A 22,423-nucleotide genomic window follows, 5' to 3' on the forward strand; every position below is an offset into this window, starting at 1 on the left:
TTTAAGATGAGTAAAAGAGACGATTTAATTGAAAAGTATGCTGAAGACATCAAAGATAAATTTGGTGAAAGTGCAGATATGGATTTACTTAAAAAAGTAACTGTTGGTTTAGGACCTTCTATTTACAATATCGATGCTTCAAAAGTATCAGGTACTGATCAGAAAGAATTGGATACTGTTAAGAACAATTACCTAATCAAAAAATTAGGTCTTGCAGATGATTCTAAATTAGACGATGCTATTAAAACTGTAATGGACAAGTATGGTTCATCTAACAGAAATAAGTATAGAGCCGTAATCTATTATAAGCTATGTCAACATTTCAAGAAAGAATCCGTTTATAATAAATAAACATTTTCGAACTTATAGTATAGACCGTTACCAATTTGGTAACGGTCTTTTTTTTTACCCTCATTTTCTAAATTTTAAATGTAATTTTGTAGCATGATAGAATTGGGACGTATAAACAATTTAGAAATTTTAAGAGATACCAGTGTTGGGCTATTTTTGGGTGATGACGAAGGCAATGACGTGTTGTTACCTAATAAATATGTGCCTGCCAATTATGAAATTGGTGAGAGTGTAAAGGTTTTTTGTTATTTGGATTATGATGAGCGACCTGTGGCAACTACCTTAGAGCCAGACATCATGTTAGGAGAGTTTAGATTATTGCAGGTAGCTGAAGTAAATGAATTTGGGGCGTTTATGCAATGGGGTCTTGAAAAACACCTATTAGTTCCATTTAGGGAGCAGCGTGACAAAATGAAAGAAGGCCAATGGTATGTGGTACATTGTTATTTAGATGAGCGTTCTGGTAGATTGGTCGCTTCGAATAAAATAGATAAGTTTTTAAGTAATGATAGTGTAGAACTTAAAGAATGGGAGCAAGTCCAGTTAGTAGTCACTAGACAAACCGATTTGGGATGGGAAGTAATTGTGAATGAAAGACATAAAGGCCTGGTATATTTTAATGAAGTTTTTAAGCCAATAAATATTGGTGATGTAATACCTGGTTGTATTAAAACAATAAGAAAAGATAACAAACTTGATATTTCTCTTCAACCGTTAGGAGCGAAAGTGTTGGAACCAGCTGCTAAAAAGATTTATGAAGTGCTAAAGGAAAATAGCGGATTTTTAGGACTGCATGATAAATCTGCACCTGAAGAAATTAGAGATGTTTTTCAAATGAGCAAGAAAACGTTCAAGAAAGGATTAGGGACATTATACAAAGAGAGAAAAATAAAAATTGAAACAGACGGAATCACTTTAATAGAAGAATAAGGCGGTAATGTCAGAAAATTCTTAAAATATTGATTTGCAGAATTATATCTCAATTTAAGAGGCGTATTTTTGGAGCCCTACTCAATTAATTCTATTTTTGTATGAAATAAAAAGTTATTAATATTTTTTATCTTACATTTAGATTTTAAGCATCATAATTATATTTAAGTATGCCTTTTATAGAAGAGAGTGATTTATTAGAATTACATAAAGATGTAGATAAAGCTCAGATTATTAATGAGCGTCTTCTGGATCAGATAAAATATAAAAACAAGGAATTAAAAAAAAGTAAGATTCAGCGAAACATATTTGCTGGTATAACAACCCTATTTTTAATAGGTGGTTTAGCTTTTACTTCATTTACGGCAGGTTTATCAAGTTCAGGCGGATTCAATAGAAAGGCATCAAATGATTTAGTCTTGACTTCTATTGATAGTGTAGATGCTATAAGAACCCGATTGGAAAGTTTAAAAGAACAGAATGAAGAATTAAGTCTTGTAAAAGAGTTTTACTTGGCCAAAGAGTTCTTGCAGAAAGAGAAGATTTATTCCGTTCAAGTAAAGTCGTTCGTAGATAATAATGTAACCTTGGCTTCTGAAGCACTTACGAACACACTTTTTGTTAAAACAAACCCATTTTACTCATATTCTCTAGGCAATTTTGAGACCTTACAAGAAGCTCAGTCGTTTAGAAAGCAATTGGTAGATATCGGTTTTGGAGATGCTTTCGTCGCATCTTACCAAGATGGTAAAAGAATTCAAATAGAAGATCCTTATTAGTGACTAAAGTTAATGCATGGCTAAATGCAGCAAGGCTTAGAACACTTCCCCTATCTATTTCCGGCATACTTGTAGGCACAGCAATTGCGTCCTTTTATGGAGTAACAAATACACTGATTTTTATATTAGCGTTATGTACTACCGTAGGGCTTCAAATTACTTCTAATTTCGCCAATGATTATGGTGACGGCGTAAAAGGAACGGATAATGATTCAAGATTAGGCCCGAAAAGAGCTTTACAAAGCGGAATTCTAACAGCAAAAGAGTTAAAGCGGGGAATCTATATTAGCATTGGTATTAATAGTGTTCTAATCGTATTATTAATAATAACCTCCTTTGGATTAAAAGAAATTCTATTTCCAGTAGTATTTTTAATTTTGGGAGCCTTCGCTATTTGGGCAGCTATCAAATATACCATAGGTAAATCAGCTTATGGGTATAATGGGTTTGGTGATATTTTCGTTTTTATTTTCTTTGGATTGGTTAGTGTTCTTGGTTCAATGTTTTTGTATCTGAAGGCTATATATTTTATCACTTTTCTACCGGCTATAACAATTGGGTTGTTAAGTGTTGGCGTTCTTAACCTGAATAATATGCGAGATATTAAATCAGATAAATCGGTAGGTAAAAATACTTTGGTCGTTAAATTAGGACTACAAAAAGCTAAGATGTATCATTACACCTTACTATCAATTTCATTTCTATGCTTGTTTTATTACTTGTCTACAACAAATGGATCACTAATTCGTTATGTAAGTCTTATTGGGTTCGTGCCTGTATTTATTCATATACGTAAAGTGGCAGTGACGATCAATGAGGCAGAACTTGATCCTGAGCTAAAAAAATTGGCCTTAAGTACCTTTTTTACTGCTCTTGTGTTTTTTATTAGTTATTATTATTTTTTGTAATTTTGAATGTAACCTTCTAAACCATTTTACATCTTGGAACAACCCATTAAAATTCTTATTGTAGAGGACAACGTGATTATCGCTGATGACATGCAGTCTATGTTAGAGGAAATAGGATATGAAATTGTTGATAATGTTATTGTCTATGAACAGGCAGTTGAAGTGCTAAAAACACAACAAGTTGATTTAGTTCTTATCGATATTATTTTAGCGTCTGATAAGACTGGAATAGATTTAGGGAAGCACATAAGAGAGAATTACGATATTCCTTTCATTTTTGTTACTTCCAACTCGGATCGTGCAACTGTTGAAAATGCAAAAACGGTAAAGCCAAACGGTTATTTGGTTAAGCCATTTGAACAACAAGATTTATACACATCTATAGAAATTGCACTTTCAAATTTCATTTACGGAAAGCAAAATGTTGCTAAAGGTATTTCTAGCGAAGATGTAAATGAAGATGTGCCATTGTCAAATTCAATTTTAAAGGATTCGATATTTGTTAAAAAACAACATTTATATTATAGAATACAGTTTGGTGATATTCAATTTATAAAAGCGGATAACGTTTATTTAGAAGTGAACACAATCGATAAGAAGTTTTTGGTTCGTTCGCCTTTAAAAGATTATTTAGAGAAATTACCTCAGAACAAGTTTTATAGGGCTCATAAATCTTATATTGTGAATGTAGATCATATCGATGCTATAAATTCAAAAGATATAATGATTAATAATACCCTAATACCGATATCTAAAGATTTCAAAGATTTTATAATTTCAGCTATGAATTCATAATTCAATGCTTCAAAAATTAAGAACACCTTTTTTTAAGGTGTTTTTTTTGATTTAAGCCTAGATGAAAGGTAAATATTAATCGATAAAGTGAATGGTGTTTTCGATGTAATACACTGTTTAGGTTTTAGAAATGCTTTCACAACAACTATTGGGGTTTACACAACAATTTATGCGAAGCCGTATGGCTAATTTTTAAATTTGTTTAATTAGAAATTTATACTATTCTAAGTGATAGAGTGTTCTATGAATACGAAATAGAGTACGTTTTCTAATTGTTTTATAAAAAGTGCGTAGAACACGCTTTTAGAGTTTCAAGGTATTTGATGATCTTAACTTACCTAGCTCGCAACAAAAGTTTAGTAGAATCGGTTTTTAGTTCTAAGTTTGATTCTGTTTTTAAATATGTTATGAAAAAAATAGTTGTTTTGAGATTCATATGTTTTTTCTTCATAGGTGCATTTTCATGCCTTCTTGTTGCACAGGACAGTTTGCCATCTCAAGATGAAGATTATTATAAGCAGTTTCAAGATTTAGAGAACGGAGAACTTCGTTCTTTCTTCTTTTTCAATACTCCTAACCGATACAATCAGAACTCTCCTTACGATTGGTTAGATACCGTCAACGTTTATTTAAATAGTTCTGAGAAGACAAAAGATTCAACCTCCATAAGAAATTATCAATTAATTCAGGCTCAAATTTATTATGATTTAGGCAACTACGAAAAGAGTTTGGCTATATCTAGGTCTGTCTATGATTATATGGACACATTGGATAAAGATGTAAAAAAGACCATTTTAGAGTTGATGGATGTTAATTACGCAATGCTACAATTGTATGATAAGCAAATAGAGATAAGAAGGGTTAAACGTGAATTAGGTTTTAATCAAAACGTAGCTTTCTATGATATTTATGCAAGTCTAGGTCAATATCGAAAGGCTATGCGTGATTATATGACCGAAGAAAAGAAAGAATTAAAGGATGACGATTATTATGGTCAGGCCATATATAACAATACTATTGGTGATTATTTAAGACTTGATAAATCGACACCAACTGCACTTAGTTATTTTAAAAAGGCCGAAGGCCTAATAAAGGTGTTTTTAAGTGACGTTACCAATCAGAGAACGGATAAAGAAATAGCTGATGGTAGAATTTTAAACGGAATTATCATAGGTAATATTGGTAAATGCCATGTTCAATTAAATGAATATCAAAAGGCCATTCCCTTTCTTGAAGAGAGTAGAGATCTCATTAAGAAATACAATAAAAGTAAGTTTTCATCAGATTTGATAGAAAACACGTTAGCGCTTGCAGAGTGTTATCTAAAATTGGATAATTATAAAAAGGCGACCGATTATTTGAGCGATGATTTAAACCCGATCAAGCCTGATAATATTCTAAAACGTAATAGGATTTATGCAGATTACTATTATAAAACAGGAGATTTCAAAAACTCTACCGCGTATTTAAAGAAGAATATAAAAATAAGAGATTCTATAGATGCTCAAGCATCGAATATTAAAAATCAACAATTGACTTCTGTTGTTACTCAAGATTTGGAGAATTCCAGAAAAATGATGGAGAAGCAGAAGGCTCAATTAGAAGAGTCTAGAAAAGATATTAAAGCTAGAGATGATAAGATTAGTTTGGTGTTTATATCGTTAATATTTACATTAATGGGATTCGCTGGTTTGGTTTATGCTTATTTAAAGAGTATAAAGAACCAGAGGCTTATTGCAGAACAGAAGTTTATCATTGAAAACTCATTGGTCGAAAAAGATTCTTTGCTAAAAGAAATACATCATAGGGTTAAGAATAATCTTCAGATGGTTTCTAGCCTATTAAGTCTTCAAACTAAAAACACACGTAGTAAAGCCGCAATAGAGGCTTTAGAGGAAGGTAAGAGTAGGGTGAAAGCAATGGCTTTAATTCATCAAAAATTGTATCAGAACGATGATTTGTCGGTTATTGAAATGCAAAGTTATATAGAGAGCTTAATTAATAGTATACAGTCTGTTTACAAAAAAGGGGGGCATAATATTACGATTACAATTGATGCCGAAGGCGTTGAATTAGATATTGACAGAGCGATACCTTTCGGATTAATATTAAACGAATTGGTTTCTAATTCCTTTAAATATGCATTTCCACAAGATGATGGTAATGGTAAAATTTATATTCATTTGCGTAAAATAGCTGGTCAAGAAGGATTTTTTGAATATACTGATAATGGCATTGGTTTACCTGAAGATTCAGAAGAACGGGCAAATTCTTCTATGGGAATTCGCCTTATGAATAGATTGGCAAATCAATTGCAGACTTCTTTGAATACAGATAGAACTACTGAAGGGGTACGTTTTTGGTTTAATTTTAAATAGTCTACCTAACCTTACTTTTAAGAACAATTTTATGTAATAATTTCGGAAAAAATCGTTTTATATAAATTCCATATTTTTCTTTTCCGCCAATATAAGTTTCTAATTTTTTCTTTTTAATAGCAGTAATAATTTTCTCAGAACATTGGTTTACTGGCATACCATTTTCGGTAGCATTATCTTCTTTCATTAACGCACTGCCATCTCCTGTTAATGCATTTTTAGCTACGTTGGTTTGAATAAACCCGGGGCAAATTAATGAGACATCAATATTATCTTTTTCATGCTCCATTCGTAGGGCATCGAAGAAGCCATGTAGCGCATGTTTTGCCCCACAATATCCAGAACGATAAGGTGATGAAAATTTCCCCATTAAACTAGTGATAGTGACAAAATGGCCGCTTTTTTGAGCAATAAAAAAAGGGAGTAAGTGTTTGGTTAATTTTATAGTGCCCAGATAATTAACATCAATCATTTGTTGGTAAACTTCAAACTTGGTGTCGATTATCAATGAACGTTGGCTGAGCCCACCATTATTGATTAAAATATCGATTTTACCATATAAGGATATGGCATTTTTGGTAATACTTTCCAATGATTCGAAATCAGTTAAATTTAATGGAAGAACCAGCGCATTTTCTGAAAATTCACATTTGTTTTTGACTTTTGTTAGTGCCTCTTTTCGACGAGCTGAGAGTATTACTTTATCACCTTGTGCATTCAATTGGTATGCTAATGCTTCACCAATACCTGATGATGCTCCCGTAATCCAAATCACTCTATTTCCCATACTTTCTAATCCGTTCATATTAAAGTGAAAATATAACTAAATTTGAAGGATTATATGAAAGCAACTTTTAAAAAGTATCTACTCAATTTTAAAAATCCCAGTGGTACGTCTAGAGGAATTCTACGAACCAAAGAGACTTGGTTTTTGATTTTAGAGGATGAAGGGAAGTGGGGAATTGGCGAGTGCGGACTTTTTAGAGGATTAAGTTATGATGATGTTCCTGAATATGAGGAAAAGTGTTCTTGGGTTGCTAGGCATATAGATTTAGGGGAATTGGAATTATTGAACCAGTTAACGGATTATCCTAGTATCCAATTCGGATTGGAACAGGCATTTTTATCGCTTCGCTCTCATCATCCTTTCGAACTTATTGGGTCTTCATTTTTAAATGAACACCAACCCATTTCAATTAATGGTTTGGTTTGGATGGGAGATAAGGATTTTATGCACCGTCAAATAGAGGACAAGCTTAACGATGACTTCACTTGTATTAAAATGAAAATTGGGGCTATAGATTTCGACACCGAAATAGAACTGTTAAAATCGATTCGTAAACGGTATTCAAAGAATGAAATTGAATTGCGTGTCGATGCCAACGGTGCTTTTGCACCAAGTGAAGCTCTGGATAAATTAGAACGACTTTCAAAATTAGATTTACATTCTATTGAACAACCAATTAAGCCAGGTCAAACGACAGAAATGTATAAGCTATGTCGAAATACACCTTTGCCAATTGCCCTTGATGAAGAATTAATAGGTATAGTAGATGTAACGAAAAAGAAAGAATTACTACAAACTATACAACCACAATATATTATCTTGAAACCAAGCTTAGTAGGTGGCTTTGCAGGAAGTATGCAGTGGATTGGTTTAGCGGATACGAATGGAATAGGATGGTGGATTACCAGCGCATTAGAAAGCAACATAGGGTTGAATGCCATAGCGCAATGGACTGCCACCTTAGGTAGTAAAATGCCTCAAGGCTTGGGCACTGGTTCATTGTTTGCCAATAATATTGAAAGTCCATTAGAAGTGGCTAAAGGCGGCTTATTTTATGGCAAGTCAAAAAAATGGAAAAATAATTTAATTGAAAGTTTATGTATATAGAACAAGGGTATAAAGGAGATTTAGGTTTATGGAAATATTTGATTATCCCCGGATGTTTTATTGGTTTAATGATTGTTAATTATATAGCAATACTTTATTCACCAGTAAGTGTAGAAGATACGATGGCGCAAATGGTTAAGGCCTTAGGGTCTAATGTGGTACTGATAATATTACTTGCCCCACTTGCTGCAGGGCTGTTTATGGTACTTGGTTGGACCAAATTAGTTCATTCTCAATCTATAACATCTTTGACGACCTCTCGAAAAAAAATAGATTGGAAAAGAGTGTTTTTTGCGTTCTTTATTTGGGGACTTGTTACTGTAGTCTTAACTTTTGTTAGTATTTACTTTTCACCAGAAGATTTTAAATTTAATTTTAAGTTAATACCATTTCTATCATTAGCGGTTATTGGGATTTTGCTTATTCCTTTGCAAACAAGTTTCGAAGAATATTTATTTAGAGGATATATGATGCAAGGCCTAGGTATTTTTGCGAAGAATAGGTGGTTTCCTTTATTGGTAACTTCTGTATTATTTGGATTGATGCATTTGGGTAACCCTGAAGTTGAAAAACTAGGGCATGGTATAATGGTATATTATATAGGTACTGGTTTTTTCTTAGGTATTTTAACTTTAATGGATGAAGGTCTTGAGTTAGCTCTAGGATTTCATGCTGCTAATAATTTATTTGGAGCTTTATTAGTTACTGCAGATTGGCAAGCATTTAGTGTAGAATCTTTATATAGGGATGTTTCACGACCTGTTCTTGGATGGGATGTTTTGGTGCCTATTTTTGTTGTGTTTCCAATCCTATTAATTGTATTCTCAAAAAAATATGGTTGGACCAATTGGAAAGACAAGCTAACGGGTAAGGTGTTAAGTAAAGAAGAGTTCTTGGCTACCCAAAAAGAAGAAATTGAATAAAGTCAATATACATCCAAGCTTTTGTATTAATGGGAAAGGACTTTTAGTGGATGACCTTTTAGAATTCGGTTACAGCTATATTAAGGAAGGTGAGGAGTTTGAAAAATACATAGGGGAATTCATTTTAGATTGGATTGATAATTCGTCAACAGTTACTGTACATACTTCTGGATCGACTGGTACTCCTAAAACGATTACACTAAAAAAAGAACTGATGGTGAATAGTGCCATGGCAACAGGGAGCTATTTTAATATTTCCTCTGGAGATTCTGCATTACTTTGTTTACCTACAACATATATTGCAGGTAAGATGATGCTGGTAAGGGCTATGGTGTTAGGGCTTGACCTTTATATTGTTCCGCCAACTTCAACTCAATTAAAAGGCATCAATAGAACATTTGATTTTGGTGCCATGGTGCCTCTTCAGGCTTTGAACTCCTTATCATCTTTACATCAAGTTAAAATCTTAATTATAGGTGGAGCTTCCATTTCGAGCGATTTAATAGATAAATTGAAAGCTATTGACAATAATAGTTTTGAAACTTATGGTATGACCGAGACGATAACTCATATTGCGGTTAAACCATTGAATAAGCTGAATACGTCAAATGTTCCTTTTAAAACCTTACCAGATGTTGAAATATCAAAAGATGATAGGGATTGTTTAGTGATTAATTCCCCAAAAATATCTGAGGAAATCGTAATAACCAATGATGTTATTGAGTTAGTTTCTGACAATGAATTTAGATGGTTGGGGCGATATGATAATATGATAAATTCCGGTGGTATTAAATTAAACCCAGAGCTAATAGAATCCAAACTTTCAGATATACTACATGAAAGTTTTTTTATTGGTTCCTTACCAGACCCGAAACTAGGCGAGCAAGTTGTGTTGATTTTAGAAGGTGAGGTTGATAAGGGGAATATAATGAAACAACTTATCTCAAGTAATGCCATGAAAAAGTATGAGCTGCCCCGACTTATAAAAGCTATTCCAGAGTTCTTACGGACAGATAGCGGTAAGATAAAAAGAAAAGAAACTATAGACTTATTAAAATCATAGTTTCCCTAACCAAAACGTAAGTTTCCCTAATTCCTCATTTTTTTCATACTACTTCTTTTTTAGGTTTATCACTCAAACTTAAAACCGACAGTTATGAAAAATGCAACATTTCTATTTCTTCTTTTCAGTAGTTTCTTTTTATCCGCCCAACAAATGATGATAAACGGTACGGTTACAGATCCCGATGGTTTTCCATTACCAGGCGCTAATGTTTTAATAAAAGGTACTTCGAATGGCACGCAAACCGATTTTGATGGTAACTATTCTATCATGGCTTATAAAGGAGCCAAATTGGTATATAATTACATTGGTTTTAAAACCAAAGAAATTGAAATTCAAGATTTGGCAATTATACATGTATCTCTAGAGGAAGATTATGAAGCCTTAGAGGAAATTGTTGTAATGGGTTATGGTATTAGCTCAAGTGCATATGCAGTTGGGACAGTGTCTAGGCTTAATAAAAGAGAATCTCAAAAAAACAATTTACAACTCGGTATTAGTAGACAATTACAAGGCAAAGTGAGTGGTGTAGCTATAGGAGTAATAGATAAAAAAAATAACGAAACTAAAGTTGAAAGGCCTCTATATATTGTTGATGGAATTCCTATTGAAAAGGAATATAACACAATTGTCGAGAGCTTGGATAGCGATGATATTGCAGATAAAAAAATATTTAAAGGTGGCAAAGCTAAAAATATATACGGCAATGTAGCTCAACACGGTTGTGTTGTCATTACGACGGTAAACGGTAATTATACTGTTTCGAAAGATGAAAACTATGCAAGAATCACTGAAAATCAATTTCAAAAAGTTGAAATTAATCCATTATCTACTTTTTCTATCGATGTAGATAAAGCGGCGTATAGTAATATTAGAAAATTCATAAACAATGGGCAGGAAGTTCCAGTAGATGCGGTCAAAATAGAAGAAATGATTAATTATTTTGACTATGACTACCCTCAACCAACAGGTGATCATCCCTTTTCTGTAAATACGGAAGTTGCTCAAACACCTTGGAATACTGACACCAAATTGGTTCGAATAGGTTTACAGGGCAAAGAATATAAAAATGAAGAACTACCAGCCTCCAATCTTACTTTTTTAATCGATGTTTCCGGGTCAATGTCAGACAGCAATAAATTGCCCTTACTGAAGTCTGCTTTTAAACTTTTGGTAAATCAATTACGAGAAAAGGATAAGGTGTCGATAGTCGTTTATGCCGGTGCGGCAGGTGTAGTGTTAGAGCCCACTTCAGGTAATAATAAAATGAAAATTATGAATGCGTTGAACAAGTTAGAGGCAGGTGGTTCAACGGCAGGTGGTCAAGGTATTGAATTGGCCTATAAATTGGCTGAGAAACACTTTAGAAAGAATGGTAATAACAGGGTTGTACTTGCAACCGATGGGGATTTTAATGTAGGGTTATCTAATGATAAAGACATGGAAGATCTTATAACTGAAAAAAAAGAGTCTGGTGTTTTTCTTTCCGTCTTAGGTTTTGGCATGGGTAATTATAAGGACTCAAAATTGGAAACTTTAGCAGATAAAGGCAATGGTAACCATGGTTACATCGATACCATGCAAGAAGCGCAGAAATTATTTGGTGAGGAATTCGGTGGTACATTATTTACCATAGCAAAAGACGTTAAAATACAGATTGAATTTAATCCTAATAAAGTAAAGTCTTATAGATTAATTGGATATGAAAATAGATTGTTGGCAGATGAGGATTTTATTGATGATACAAAAGATGCCGGTGAATTAGGTAGCGGACATAAAGTTACCGCGTTATATGAGATTATAGAAGTTGGTGTAGACTCAGAATACGAAAAAGAAGTGGCTGATTTGAAATACACGAATAGTGAAGCAAAGGTTGGGTTTTCTGATGAATTATTTACAGTAAAATTCAGATATAAAAAACCTGATGGTTCTAAAAGTATCGAATTGGTTCATGTTCAAAAAAATGTTACTAAAGAAATGTCAGTAGATTTTCAGTTTGCTTCTGCAGCTGCGTTATTTGGCCAACAATTAAGAAAATCAGCTTTTACAAATAAAACTTCCTTTATTGATGTCATTGTATTGGCAGAAAAGGGTAGAGGTGAAGATGATAATGGTTATAGGGCAGAATTTATACGATTGGTTAAAAGTGCGAATGAGAAATTAGTAACAGTTAGATATTAAATAAATATAGACTTCAAATTGTAGTTTTTTTTAAGGAATAGGTTATTTCAAATGTTGGTTATTTTGTATTTTCAAGCAATATAATTTAACACTCATGAGAAAACTATTCCTTTTAGTGTGCTTGCTATTTATTGGTAAAACATATGCACAGCAAATTCTTTCAGAAAAAGAACGTGCCATTGTAATCGATGAAATCTTAGATGACCGATTTAATAATCTTTTACCTGACCTTATGGATTCAGCTGGTTTAGATATGTGGGTGATTATTTCAAGAGAGTATAATGAAGATCCAGTTATTAAGACAATGTTACCTGCTACTTGGCTAAATGCTAGAAGACGAACAATTCTGCTGTTTTATAGAAATAAGGAGAAAAACACTATAGAGAAACTAGCAGTTGCCCGTTACAATGTGGGTAAAAATATAGTGTCTGCTTGGGATAAGGAACAAGAGCCAGATCAGTGGAAGCGTTTAGTGCAATTGATATCAGAAAGAAATCCGAATAAAATAGGACTTAACTTTTCTAAAGATCACAACATTGCTGATGGCTTGGTAAAAACCGATTATGAGGAATTCATGGAGAATCTTCCAAAAAAATACACATCTAAAGTAGTTTCTGCGCAGCAACTTGCTGTTCGATGGATTGAGACTAGATCAGAGCGTGAAATGGTTATCTATGACCAACTAGTAGATATTACCCATGATATTATCGCAGAAGCTTTTTCTGAAAAAGTAATTACTCCGGGAGTAACAAGAACATCAGATGTTGTTTGGTGGATGCGCCAAAAGGTAACCGATTTGGGGTTGGATACTTGGTTTCACCCCACGGTTGATGTTCAAAGAAGTGAAAAGGATAATGCTAGTAAATTCTACTCCTTTGCAGATAAACCAGATGACATGGTAATTCTTCCCGGTGACTTAATGCATTGCGATTTCGGAATTACTTATTTGCGTCTAAATACAGACTGCCAAGAATTAGCATATGTTTTAAAACCTGAGGAAACTTCAGCACCTGATTTTTTAATCGACGGACTTAAAGACGGTAATAGGGTTCAAGATTTTTTAACGACAAATATGAAAAAAGGCAAGAGTGGAAATGATATTTTGGCGAAGTCATTAAGTGAAGCAAAGGCAGCTGGTTTAAAACCTTCAATCTACACTCATCCTTTAGGTATGTATGGGCATTCTGCAGGTACCACAATTGGTATGTGGGATTCTCAAGGTGGTGTTATGCGCGATGATGGTGAAAACTATTTGTTAAACCCCAATACAGTTTATGCTATAGAATTGAATACCACAGTCAATATTCCTGAATGGAACAGAGATATTCGTATTATGCTTGAAGAAGCTGGTTTTTATGGTGAAGATGGCTTTAGATATGTAAATGGTCGCCAAACAGAACTTTTATTGATACCCAGGGTCAAAGGTCATCAGGGTAATTAAATTCTTAGCTATTATCGGTGCTTTAATAACATAGATGTAAACCAGCTTTATGACAATAAATTTAAATTTTCTTTTGAATAGAAGCCTATTAATAATTGTATGGGTTGGTTTGCTGTTTTTGTCAAAAAGTGTGTTTTCTCAAACAATCTTTAAAGGGGTAGTATTAGATGCAGATACGGGCCTCTCATTGCCTTATGTCAATATCGGTTTTATAGATAAGGGTCTCGGTACAGTTTCAGAAGAAAATGGGGTCTTTAATTTTTCATTTGATACTGCTAGATTATCTTCTTTAGATACGTTAAAAGTTTCTTCAATAGGTTATAAAGAATTTAAAATGTCATTTTCTAACGTTTTAGATCAAGGTCCAAGATCTATTGAGATTATGTTAGAACCCGAAATTGTAAGCTTAAATGAAGTTGTCTTGACCAGTAGTAAAAGAAAGAGGAAAAGCAAGACCGAAAAAATGGTCGGGTATTCTTTTGTGGGCCAGTTGAAGAACGGTTCTTGGGAAGGCGATGGTGCATTAGGTGGTGAGTTGGTTACTAAGATAAATGTTAGCAAGAAAAAAAGGCAGCTCAACGCATTTTACTTTTATGTGTTAAAGAATACATCGGATAGTCTCTTGCTACGTGTGAACATTTATGACGGAACTACCAAGTTTCCTGAGAAAAAATTAACGAGCAAGAATATAAAGTATACTCTTAAGACCAAGATAGGTAAGGTCGGTATTGATTTAGCACCTTTTAATATTACAGTAGAGGATGATTTTAGTATAGGTATAGAATTATTGAAAGTATACGGAGACCAAATAGATCTTGTTGTAGCAGGAGACGATACCCCAGGGGTATCTTACCGTAGATATGTAAGTCAAGGGGAATGGAAAAGATACTCAAAAGATGCCTTGACCTATTTTGTGAGCACCACTTTGTTGGAGGAAGAGGATGAAGAAGATGTTGTTTTGTTAGATGAAAAACTAATTACCCATTATACTAACGAGCAATTGTTGCAAAGCATGGGCAGAAATATTGGGGTAGTTAGCGGTTTTGTATTTAAGGAAGGAGAAAGGGTACAAGGTGTTCAAGTTCAAAATTTAACTACTGGAGAAGTTAACACAAGCGATGATAGTGGTAGATATAGTATAAAAGCTACAGTGAATGATGAATTAGAATTTAGTTATTCAAATTTGGACACTGAAGTGAGAACCGTATTGGAAACTACGTTTGCCATTAATGTAGCGCTAGTAGAAAAAGTTGTTGAATTAGAGGAAGTTACCGTAACAAGTCTAGGAAAGAAAAAAAGAACACAAGAAGAACTTTATGAACAGTATAATGAGGATAAGGGGATTATAAAAACGTCATTTGGCATTTATGACAAGGAAACATCTGGCATTTCTTTAAAGATTCTTGATGAATCGGAATTTGGGAGTGGGGCGTCTTCATTAGGGAATTTGTTGCGCGGTAAGATGCCTGGTTTAAGTATGTTGTCCACAGATAATACTGATGGTTCAACGACGGTCTTTTTGAGACAACAAGGCACCAGAAACCCTATTCCCGCTACTTTTGAGGTTGATGGACTTATTGTATCAGGTTTTCCGACTTTTCTAGACGTTTCCCAAATTAAACGTATTGCCGTTCTCTCGGGTTTGGCATCTGTTGCAAAATATGGTACAATTGGTGCTGGTGGTGTTATCATTATTAACACTAAACCAGCTAATTTTTCAGGAAAAATTTCAGGTTCATCTAAGAAGGGGATGGCGTATACCCAAGAAATGGATAAGGGAGTGATAACGGAAGAAGAGGCTCGTCGTAATTGGCCAGATTTTTTACAGGAACTATATGTTAGTAAAAATTTAGTGGCCGCTCAGACAATATATAATACTTACGAACCAAAATACGGTACAAACCCTAATTTTAATATCGATGCCAGTAATTATTTTCTTGAGTTTTGGGCCAATGAATCGTTTACAAAAGAGTTGATATCTAAGAATTTAAATCGTTTCAATAGCAATGTAGAATATCTAAAGGCATTGGCTTTTGTACTGGATAAAAATAAAAAATACGACCAATCTGTAGATTTATATAAGCAAATACTACTATTGAAATCGAATTCTGTAGAATCTTATAGAGATCTTGCGAATGCCTACGTAAAGAATGGAAAGAGCGACCGAGGGGAGAATCTATATGCTAGATATTTCAATTTATTGAAAGAAGGTTTCTTTTCAAAACAACCTGAAGCGCTTCAAAATGTAATAAATTCAGAAGTGAAAACCTTACTTGATATTTCAGAAAATGAACTAGATAGTTCTTTATCGAATTTCATTTCTGAAGATAATGTAAAGACTAGAATTTTATTGGAATGGAGCGATGATGCGGCAGAATTAAATTTTCAGTTCATCTCACCGGACAAAACTGTAAACAGTTGGTCTAACAGTCAAGATAGCGAGTTGAAGGAGAGTCTTATTTCTAAAGGTGTTACCAGTAAAGATTTTTTCATTTATGACAACCAAGGTACTTGGCAAATAAATGCAGATTATAAAGGGAATAAGTCTGGTTTGGCCACCTATTTAAAAGTGACCATTAGTACAGATTACGGTTCTGAAAAGCAAAAGGACAGTATAGAACTATTTCGAATGGATGTTAAGAATGTGAATAGAAAACTTATTCAAGTGCCTTAAAAACTTAAATTCTAAACTTGCAAAATCCCCATATTGAACTGTTTCTCAATAGGAGCATGGTTCGCAGCCTCTATACCTATTGAAATCCATTTACGGGTATCTTTTGGGTCTATAATAGCATCGGTCCATAAGCGTGAAGCGGCATAATAAGGAGATACTTGGTTATCGTATCGTTGCTTTATCTTATCGAACATTTCCTTTTCCTTTTTATCGGTAATGGTTTCGCCTTTCTTTTTAAGAGATGATTTTTCAATTTGTAAAAGCACTTTTGCTGCAGAATTACCACTCATTACTGCAAGTTCTGCACTTGGCCAAGCAACGATTAATCTTGGGTCGTAAGCCTTTCCGCACATAGCATAATTTCCTGCACCATAACTATTACCGATTATGATAGTGAATTTTGGTACAACTGAGTTACTAACTGCATTTACCATTTTGGCACCATCTTTTATAATACCACCGTGTTCACTTTTACTGCCAACCATAAAGCCGGTAACATCTTGTAAAAAGACTAACGGTATCTTTTTTTGGTTGCAATTGGCTATAAATCGGGTGGCTTTATCAGCTGAATCGGAATAGATAACCCCCCCAAATTGCATTTCACCTTTCGCAGTCTTCACTACTTTTCTTTGATTGGCAACGATACCAACCGCCCAACCGTCAATTCGGGCATATCCAGTTAGTATGGTTTGTCCGTAACCGGCCTTGTATTCCTCAAATTCAGAATCATCTACCAATCGTTTAATAATTTCCATCATATCATATTGCTCCGATCTACTTCCGGGAAGTATACCATAGATATCCTCAGGATTTTCTTTCGGTTTAATGCTTTTCTTGCGATTGAATCCCGCTTTAGGGAAATTACCGATCTTGTCCATAATGGTCTTAATGGTATCCAAAGCTGCAGCATCGTCTTTTGCTTTGTAATCGGTAACACCACTAATTTCGCAGTGCGTAGTTGCCCCGCCTAAGGTTTCGTTATCAATACTTTCACCAATAGCAGCTTTTACTAAATAACTGCCTGCTAAAAATATACTTCCGGTTTTATCAACGATTAATGCTTCATCGCTCATAATGGGTAGATAAGCTCCACCTGCAACACAGCTACCCATAACAGCAGATATTTGTGTAATTCCCATGCTGCTCATTATGGCATTGTTTCTAAATATGCGTCCGAAATGCTCTTTGTCCGGAAAAATTTCATCCTGTAGCGGCAAATAAACTCCGGCACTATCCACTAAATAGATAATCGGTAATTTGTTTTCAATGGCAATTTCTTGGGCTCTTAAATTTTTCTTTGCAGTGATAGGAAACCAAGCTCCGGCTTTAACTGTAGCATCATTAGCAACAACAATGCATTGTTTCCCTTGTACATAGCCTATTTTAATGACAACACCTCCAGATGGGCACCCACCATGTTCTTCATACATACCGTCACCTACAAATGCGCCTACTTCTATTCGTTCTGAATTTGTATCCAAAAGGTAATCAATACGTTCTCTTGCGGTCATTTTACCTTGGTCATGCTGCTTAGCAATTTTTGCTTTACCGCCACCTAAAGAAACCTCGGTAAGTTTGCGCCTAAGGTCTGATAATAATAACTTATTCCTATCTTCGTTTTGATTGAATTTCAAATCCATTCCTTCTATTTTCTTATCTACGGATAAAGATAAGAAGTTAATTTTGGTGTTCGTGCAACAAAAATAAAAAGTATGATTAAGTGGGGTATAGTAGGGGCAGGTAACATTGCCCATAGTTTTTCAAAAGATTTGTCCTTAGTAACTGGCGGTAAATTAACCGCTGTAGCGTCTAGAGATTTAGAAAAGGCACGGTCTTTTGCTAATGAGTATGATGCGCCAATTGCATTCGGTAGTTATGAAGAATTGTTTGCGAGTGATGCTGTCGATGTAATTTATATTGCTACACCACATACCACTCATGCAGAGTTGAGTATTGCTGCAATGAAGGCAGGTAAAAAAGTACTTTGTGAAAAACCAGTGGGAGTCAATAAGGGTGAGGTAGAAGCGATGATTAAGGTGGCCAAAGAAAACAATGTTTTTTTTATGGAAGCCTTATGGACGCGTTTTAACCCGACAATTAAAAAGGTGAAAGAACTTGTAGATAATGGTACTATCGGCGATATAGGTTATTTACATGCAGATTTTGCTTTTTATGCTTTAGATCGTGACGAAAGTGGAAGACTTTTAAATCCCGCTCTTGCAGGTGGTTCATTGTTAGATATCGGTATCTATCCTATATTCTTATCCTATTTAATGTTGGGTATGCCAAAAGATATTAAGGCAACTGCAAATTTTCATAAGACAGGAGTTGAGTTGCAGATAAGTATGATTTTCAATTATGAAAAGGCACAGGCAATTTTGTATAGTGGTTTAAATTCTAATTCAGAAATGAAAGCTGAAATAGCGGGCAGTAAGGGTTCAATTTTTGTGCATCCTAGATGGCATGAAACTTCAGGCTACACTTTGGAGATAGAAGGTGATTCTAGTGTCGTTGAGGTTGGTAAACTTGGTAAGGGCTATACCTATGAAATTGAAGAAGTGCATAAATGTATAAATGCAGGGAAAACAGAAAGTGATTTATGGAGCCATCAAAATAGTAGGGATTTAATTGAAATTATGGATACTGTGCGAAATAAGGTCGGAATTGTGTTTCCCTTTGAATAATAGCCGTATTAAAGTTGGACAAATGTTTTAAAATTTCCGATATTTGAAATTCGCTAAAATTTTAATTGATTCGAAAATGAACAAGAACACAGTGCTCGCATGGGCCACTTTTATTATGATTTTTGTAGGTCTTGCACTAATTGCTTTAGGTGCTTTTCGTTATGATGATGTTGCCGGATGGGGTTTTGCCTCTGTAGGTGTTGGTTTCTTTGCAATTGCATGGGTTTTCAATGCGCTAAAAGGAAGGGTCTAAATAACTCAGAACAAAAACCTAAAACGAATTCTGCACTTAGGTTTAATTATTATTTTTTATTTAATATTATAATTATATGTCAGATGATAAGAAGGTAATCTTCTCCATGTCAGGAGTTACGAAAACCTATAAAAATGCTAATACGCCTGTTTTAAAGAATATTTATCTTAGTTTTTTTTACGGTGCAAAAATCGGAATCTTAGGATTAAATGGTTCGGGTAAATCTACCTTATTAAAGATTATTGCCGGGGTTGATAAGGATTTTCAAGGTGATGTAGTTTTTTCTCCAGGCTATAATGTTGGCTATTTAGAACAAGAGCCAAAATTAGATGAAAACAAAACGGTTTTAGAAATTGTAAAAGAAGGGGTGGCTGAAACAGTTGCTATTCTAGATGAATACAATAAGATAAACGATATGTTCGGTCTTCCTGAGGTCTATGAGGATGCCGATAAAATGCAGAAGTTAATGGATCAACAAGCTGTATTACAAGATAAGATTGATGCAGCAAATGCTTGGGAATTGGATACCAAGTTAGAAATAGCAATGGATGCTTTGCGAACACCAGAACCAGATAAGAAAATTGGTGTACTATCAGGTGGTGAAAGAAGAAGGGTTGCATTGTGTAGATTGTTGCTGCAAGAACCTGAAATTCTTTTGTTAGATGAGCCAACCAACCACTTAGACGCTGAATCTGTACATTGGTTAGAACATCATTTAGCGCAATATAAAGGAACTGTAATAGCGGTAACGCACGATAGATATTTCTTGGATAATGTTGCCGGCTGGATTTTAGAATTAGATAGGGGTGAGGGTATACCTTGGAAAGGGAACTATTCTTCTTGGCTAGATCAGAAATCTAAACGTTTGGCCCAAGAAAATAAAACGGCTTCTAAAAGACAAAAAACATTAGAACGAGAATTAGAATGGGTGCGTCAGGGTGCCAAAGGCAGACAGGCGAAGCAAAAAGCTCGTCTTAATAATTATGATAAGTTAATGAGTCAAGACCAAAAGCAACTTGATGAAAAACTTGAAATTTACATACCTAACGGGCCACGTTTGGGTACTAATGTAATAGAAGCCAGAGGTGTTAGTAAAGCATATGGTGATAAGTTGCTTTATGAAAATTTAAATTTTAAACTTCCGCAAGCTGGTATTGTTGGTATTATAGGACCGAACGGTGCTGGTAAGACAACTATATTTAGAATGATTATGGGAGAAGAAACTCCTGATAAAGGGGAATTTGAAATTGGTGAAACAGCTAAAATAGCTTACGTGGATCAAACGCATTCAAATATCGATTTGGAGAAAACGATATGGCAGAATTTCAGTGATGAGCAAGAACTCATCATGATGGGAGGTAGGCAAGTGAATTCTAGAGCTTATTTGAGTAGATTTAATTTCTCAGGCAGTGAGCAAAATAAAAAAGTTAGTATGTTATCTGGTGGTGAACGAAACCGTTTGCATTTGGCCATGACCTTAAAAGAAGAGGGTAACGTACTTTTATTGGATGAGCCTACCAACGATTTAGATGTAAATACGTTAAGAGCATTAGAAGAAGGTTTAGAGAATTTTGCAGGTTGTGCTGTGGTAATTTCTCACGATAGATGGTTCTTAGATCGTGTTTGTACACATATATTAGCTTTTGAAGGAAATTCAGAAGTTTATTTCTTTGAAGGTTCGTTCTCAGAATATGAGGAAAATAAAAAGAAACGACTTGGCGGAGATTTAATGCCAAAGCGAATTAAGTATAAAAAACTTATTAGATAATAAAAAGCCCGCAATTGCGGGCTTTTTAATTTTATGTTAATTACTATTTAGTACTCTTCATTTGGGTACCAATCTAATTGAACTACTTCAATATCTTGATTACCTGCATCGACCAATTTTTTAAACATTTCAACATCACTTACATCTGGTCGGCCTCTATAGTGATATGGATATACTTTTTTAGGCTTAAAATCTAAAACTGCAGATGCAGCACTTTCAACAGTCATTGTATAGGGTAGGTTCATGCAAATAAATGCCTTATCAATATTTTTTAAAGAACGCATTTCTGGTATATCTTCAGTATCACCAGAAAAATAGATGCGTTGATTATCAATTGTTAATATATAGCCATTGCCACGACCTTTTACATGAAAATCTTTAGCTTCTTCCCTTAAATTGTACATAGGTATTGCCTCAATTAGAATTCCATTAAGTTCTTTACTTGATCCATTGCTTAGAATTTCTAATTTCCCAGCAAATTCATCTGGCATTTCGTCAGCTACTGCTTTCGGTACTACAAACTTAGCTTTAGAAACATCAAGGGCTTCTAATGTTTCTTTATTGAAATGGTCTCCATGAATATCGGTAATCAAAACTAAATCTGGTTTTTTCTGATTTTTAAAGGCGGTTGGTCCACCTGTTGGGTCAATGTAAATGGTAATATCACCCCATTCAATTACTGCGGTGGCATGTTCAATTGGTATGATTTTTATTTCATCGCCTTTCGTTTTTAAAATTTTATTGGCATCGGCTATTTCTTCAACATTCTCAGAAGCTGAATCTATTTTTTTTTCAGATTCCTTTGTATCCTTACACGCAATCGAAAGCGAAAATGTCAATAACAATACGAATAATTTTTTCTTTTTCATCATCTTTTTTTTAAAGTGTTAATTCCATTTTAATATCCGATCTAAGATAGAAATTATTATTCTCTAATGATACCTCTTTAAATCCTAATTTCTTATATATATGCAGCGCCGTTTCTAGTTTAGTGCTTGAATACAATATAATTTTCTTCCAATTTTCATTTCTTGCAAAATCAATGGCAAAAACTAATAATTCTTGTCCGATTTTAAGACCTTGGTGCGATTGGCTTACGGCCATTTTCCCTAGCTCAAAATTAAATTCAGATATTTTCAGGAGAGCAAAGCATCCAACGGGCACATTGTTCCATAAACCTATAAAAATATATCCGCCTTTTTCGATTATTGAAGATTCACAATTGTCTAATAGTTCTCTGTCTTTTTCTTCTACGAAAAAATATTCGGTAATCCAAGCTAGGTTAAGCTCCTTAAAGTTTTGGGCATATTTAGGCTGGTAAGGAACTATAGTTAGCATGGTCAATTTTTAAACAATTGATGGTTCTAAGTTATACTATTCTGAATAATGAAAAATCGATGT

At 34.2% G+C, this 22,423-nt stretch carries 19 protein-coding genes; 15 read left to right on the top strand and 4 right to left on the bottom strand.

From position 1 onward, the window contains the following. Positions 1–6: 6 nt before the first annotated feature. From AACZ41_RS12075 to AACZ41_RS12100, 6 genes are all read left to right on the top strand, one after another. Positions 7–351 carry a DUF2853 family protein gene (locus tag AACZ41_RS12075; RefSeq protein ID WP_339628738.1) on the top strand — a complete coding sequence of 115 codons (345 nt, stop codon included), beginning with the start codon at positions 7–9 and terminating at the stop codon, positions 349–351. A gap of 93 nt (positions 352–444) precedes the next feature. Next, positions 445–1,281: a S1-like domain-containing RNA-binding protein gene (locus AACZ41_RS12080; RefSeq protein WP_339628739.1), complete on the top strand. Its 837-nt coding sequence runs from the start codon at positions 445–447 to the stop codon at positions 1,279–1,281. Between the two features lie 170 nt (positions 1,282–1,451). Continuing rightward, positions 1,452–2,060, top strand: coding sequence for an SPOR domain-containing protein (locus AACZ41_RS12085; RefSeq protein ID WP_079512071.1), 609 nt, complete (start codon positions 1,452–1,454; stop codon positions 2,058–2,060). Beyond that, positions 2,060–2,968 carry a 1,4-dihydroxy-2-naphthoate octaprenyltransferase gene (gene menA, locus AACZ41_RS12090; RefSeq protein WP_339628740.1) on the top strand — a complete coding sequence of 303 codons (909 nt, stop codon included), beginning with the start codon at positions 2,060–2,062 and terminating at the stop codon, positions 2,966–2,968. Before AACZ41_RS12085 ends, menA begins: the two co-directional genes overlap by 1 nt. A gap of 33 nt (positions 2,969–3,001) precedes the next feature. Continuing rightward, positions 3,002–3,763 (top strand): response regulator, encoded by a 762-nt coding sequence (locus tag AACZ41_RS12095; RefSeq protein ID WP_339628741.1) that lies wholly within the window; start codon positions 3,002–3,004, stop codon positions 3,761–3,763. A gap of 407 nt (positions 3,764–4,170) precedes the next feature. Then, the gene (locus AACZ41_RS12100) at positions 4,171–6,141 is read left to right on the top strand and encodes a histidine kinase dimerization/phosphoacceptor domain -containing protein (RefSeq protein WP_339628742.1); all 1,971 of its coding nucleotides are present in this window, start codon (positions 4,171–4,173) and stop codon (positions 6,139–6,141) included. Between the two features lies 1 nt (position 6,142). Here the strand turns inward: AACZ41_RS12100 and AACZ41_RS12105 are convergent, their stop codons facing one another. Next, positions 6,143–6,946 carry an SDR family oxidoreductase gene (locus AACZ41_RS12105; RefSeq protein ID WP_339628743.1) on the bottom strand — a complete coding sequence of 268 codons (804 nt, stop codon included), beginning with the start codon at positions 6,944–6,946 and terminating at the stop codon, positions 6,143–6,145. A gap of 36 nt (positions 6,947–6,982) precedes the next feature. Here AACZ41_RS12105 and AACZ41_RS12110 point away from each other — a divergent pair, with 36 nt between their 5' ends. The 6 genes from AACZ41_RS12110 (at position 6,983) to AACZ41_RS12135 (ending at position 16,317) form a co-directional block, all read left to right on the top strand. Continuing rightward, a complete protein-coding gene (locus AACZ41_RS12110) occupies positions 6,983–8,035 on the top strand; it encodes an o-succinylbenzoate synthase (RefSeq protein WP_339628744.1) in 1,053 nt (350 codons plus the stop codon). Continuing rightward, positions 8,026–8,958 (top strand): type II CAAX endopeptidase family protein, encoded by a 933-nt coding sequence (locus AACZ41_RS12115; protein ID WP_339628745.1) that lies wholly within the window; start codon positions 8,026–8,028, stop codon positions 8,956–8,958. Before AACZ41_RS12110 ends, AACZ41_RS12115 begins: the two co-directional genes overlap by 10 nt. Then, entirely contained in the window at positions 8,951–10,021 is a 1,071-nt protein-coding gene (locus AACZ41_RS12120) for an AMP-binding protein (protein ID WP_339628747.1), read from the top strand. Before AACZ41_RS12115 ends, AACZ41_RS12120 begins: the two co-directional genes overlap by 8 nt. A gap of 93 nt (positions 10,022–10,114) precedes the next feature. Continuing rightward, complete coding sequence (locus tag AACZ41_RS12125) at positions 10,115–12,202, top strand: von Willebrand factor type A domain-containing protein (RefSeq protein WP_339628748.1); 2,088 nt, start codon at positions 10,115–10,117, stop codon at positions 12,200–12,202. A 94-nt stretch (positions 12,203–12,296) separates the two neighbouring features. Continuing rightward, positions 12,297–13,643, top strand: coding sequence for a M24 family metallopeptidase (locus AACZ41_RS12130; RefSeq protein ID WP_339628749.1), 1,347 nt, complete (start codon positions 12,297–12,299; stop codon positions 13,641–13,643). Between the two features lie 49 nt (positions 13,644–13,692). Then, entirely contained in the window at positions 13,693–16,317 is a 2,625-nt protein-coding gene (locus AACZ41_RS12135; RefSeq protein WP_339628750.1) for a carboxypeptidase-like regulatory domain-containing protein, read from the top strand. An 11-nt stretch (positions 16,318–16,328) separates the two neighbouring features. Here the strand turns inward: AACZ41_RS12135 and AACZ41_RS12140 are convergent, their stop codons facing one another. Further along, complete coding sequence (locus AACZ41_RS12140) at positions 16,329–17,957, bottom strand: carboxyl transferase domain-containing protein (protein WP_339628751.1); 1,629 nt, start codon at positions 17,955–17,957, stop codon at positions 16,329–16,331. Positions 17,958–18,029: 72 nt separating this feature from the next. On the opposite strand from AACZ41_RS12140, the gene AACZ41_RS12145 reads away from it, so the two are divergent. The 3 genes from AACZ41_RS12145 to ettA all read left to right on the top strand — a co-directional run bounded on the left by AACZ41_RS12145 (position 18,030) and on the right by ettA (position 21,022). After that, positions 18,030–19,001 (top strand): Gfo/Idh/MocA family oxidoreductase, encoded by a 972-nt coding sequence (locus tag AACZ41_RS12145; protein WP_339628753.1) that lies wholly within the window; start codon positions 18,030–18,032, stop codon positions 18,999–19,001. Positions 19,002–19,077: 76 nt separating this feature from the next. Continuing rightward, positions 19,078–19,254, top strand: coding sequence for a CAL67264 family membrane protein (locus AACZ41_RS12150; RefSeq protein ID WP_200811599.1), 177 nt, complete (start codon positions 19,078–19,080; stop codon positions 19,252–19,254). 76 nt (positions 19,255–19,330) lie between these two features. Continuing rightward, complete coding sequence (ettA, locus tag AACZ41_RS12155) at positions 19,331–21,022, top strand: energy-dependent translational throttle protein EttA (protein ID WP_339628754.1); 1,692 nt, start codon at positions 19,331–19,333, stop codon at positions 21,020–21,022. Between the two features lie 47 nt (positions 21,023–21,069). Here ettA and AACZ41_RS12160 read toward each other — a convergent pair whose 3' ends face one another. Then, complete coding sequence (locus AACZ41_RS12160; protein WP_339628755.1) at positions 21,070–21,891, bottom strand: MBL fold metallo-hydrolase; 822 nt, start codon at positions 21,889–21,891, stop codon at positions 21,070–21,072. A gap of 10 nt (positions 21,892–21,901) precedes the next feature. Further along, the gene (locus tag AACZ41_RS12165; protein WP_339628756.1) at positions 21,902–22,360 is read right to left on the bottom strand and encodes a GNAT family N-acetyltransferase; all 459 of its coding nucleotides are present in this window, start codon (positions 22,358–22,360) and stop codon (positions 21,902–21,904) included. Between the last annotated feature and the right edge of the window lie 63 nt (positions 22,361–22,423).

Source organism: uncultured Maribacter sp. (assembly GCF_963974015.1).
In the GTDB taxonomy this organism is placed as follows: domain Bacteria; phylum Bacteroidota; class Bacteroidia; order Flavobacteriales; family Flavobacteriaceae; genus Maribacter.

Bases quoted from the DNA above. Each gene is read 5' to 3' on its own strand.
- AACZ41_RS12075 (WP_339628738.1), top strand. From the start codon at position 7: ATGAGTAAAAGAGACGATTTAATTGAAAAGTATGCTGAAGACATCAAA.
- AACZ41_RS12080 (WP_339628739.1), top strand. From the start codon at position 445: ATGATAGAATTGGGACGTATAAACAATTTAGAAATTTTAAGAGATACC.
- AACZ41_RS12085 (WP_079512071.1), top strand. From the start codon at position 1,452: ATGCCTTTTATAGAAGAGAGTGATTTATTAGAATTACATAAAGATGTA.
- AACZ41_RS12100 (WP_339628742.1), top strand. From the start codon at position 4,171: ATGAAAAAAATAGTTGTTTTGAGATTCATATGTTTTTTCTTCATAGGT.
- AACZ41_RS12105 (WP_339628743.1), bottom strand. From the start codon at position 6,946: ATGAACGGATTAGAAAGTATGGGAAATAGAGTGATTTGGATTACGGGA.
- AACZ41_RS12110 (WP_339628744.1), top strand. From the start codon at position 6,983: ATGAAAGCAACTTTTAAAAAGTATCTACTCAATTTTAAAAATCCCAGT.
- AACZ41_RS12115 (WP_339628745.1), top strand. From the start codon at position 8,026: ATGTATATAGAACAAGGGTATAAAGGAGATTTAGGTTTATGGAAATAT.
- AACZ41_RS12125 (WP_339628748.1), top strand. From the start codon at position 10,115: ATGAAAAATGCAACATTTCTATTTCTTCTTTTCAGTAGTTTCTTTTTA.
- AACZ41_RS12130 (WP_339628749.1), top strand. From the start codon at position 12,297: ATGAGAAAACTATTCCTTTTAGTGTGCTTGCTATTTATTGGTAAAACA.
- AACZ41_RS12135 (WP_339628750.1), top strand. From the start codon at position 13,693: ATGACAATAAATTTAAATTTTCTTTTGAATAGAAGCCTATTAATAATT.
- AACZ41_RS12140 (WP_339628751.1), bottom strand. From the start codon at position 17,957: ATGGATTTGAAATTCAATCAAAACGAAGATAGGAATAAGTTATTATTA.
- AACZ41_RS12145 (WP_339628753.1), top strand. From the start codon at position 18,030: ATGATTAAGTGGGGTATAGTAGGGGCAGGTAACATTGCCCATAGTTTT.
- AACZ41_RS12150 (WP_200811599.1), top strand. From the start codon at position 19,078: ATGAACAAGAACACAGTGCTCGCATGGGCCACTTTTATTATGATTTTT.
- ettA (WP_339628754.1), top strand. From the start codon at position 19,331: ATGTCAGATGATAAGAAGGTAATCTTCTCCATGTCAGGAGTTACGAAA.
- AACZ41_RS12160 (WP_339628755.1), bottom strand. From the start codon at position 21,891: ATGAAAAAGAAAAAATTATTCGTATTGTTATTGACATTTTCGCTTTCG.
- AACZ41_RS12165 (WP_339628756.1), bottom strand. From the start codon at position 22,360: ATGCTAACTATAGTTCCTTACCAGCCTAAATATGCCCAAAACTTTAAG.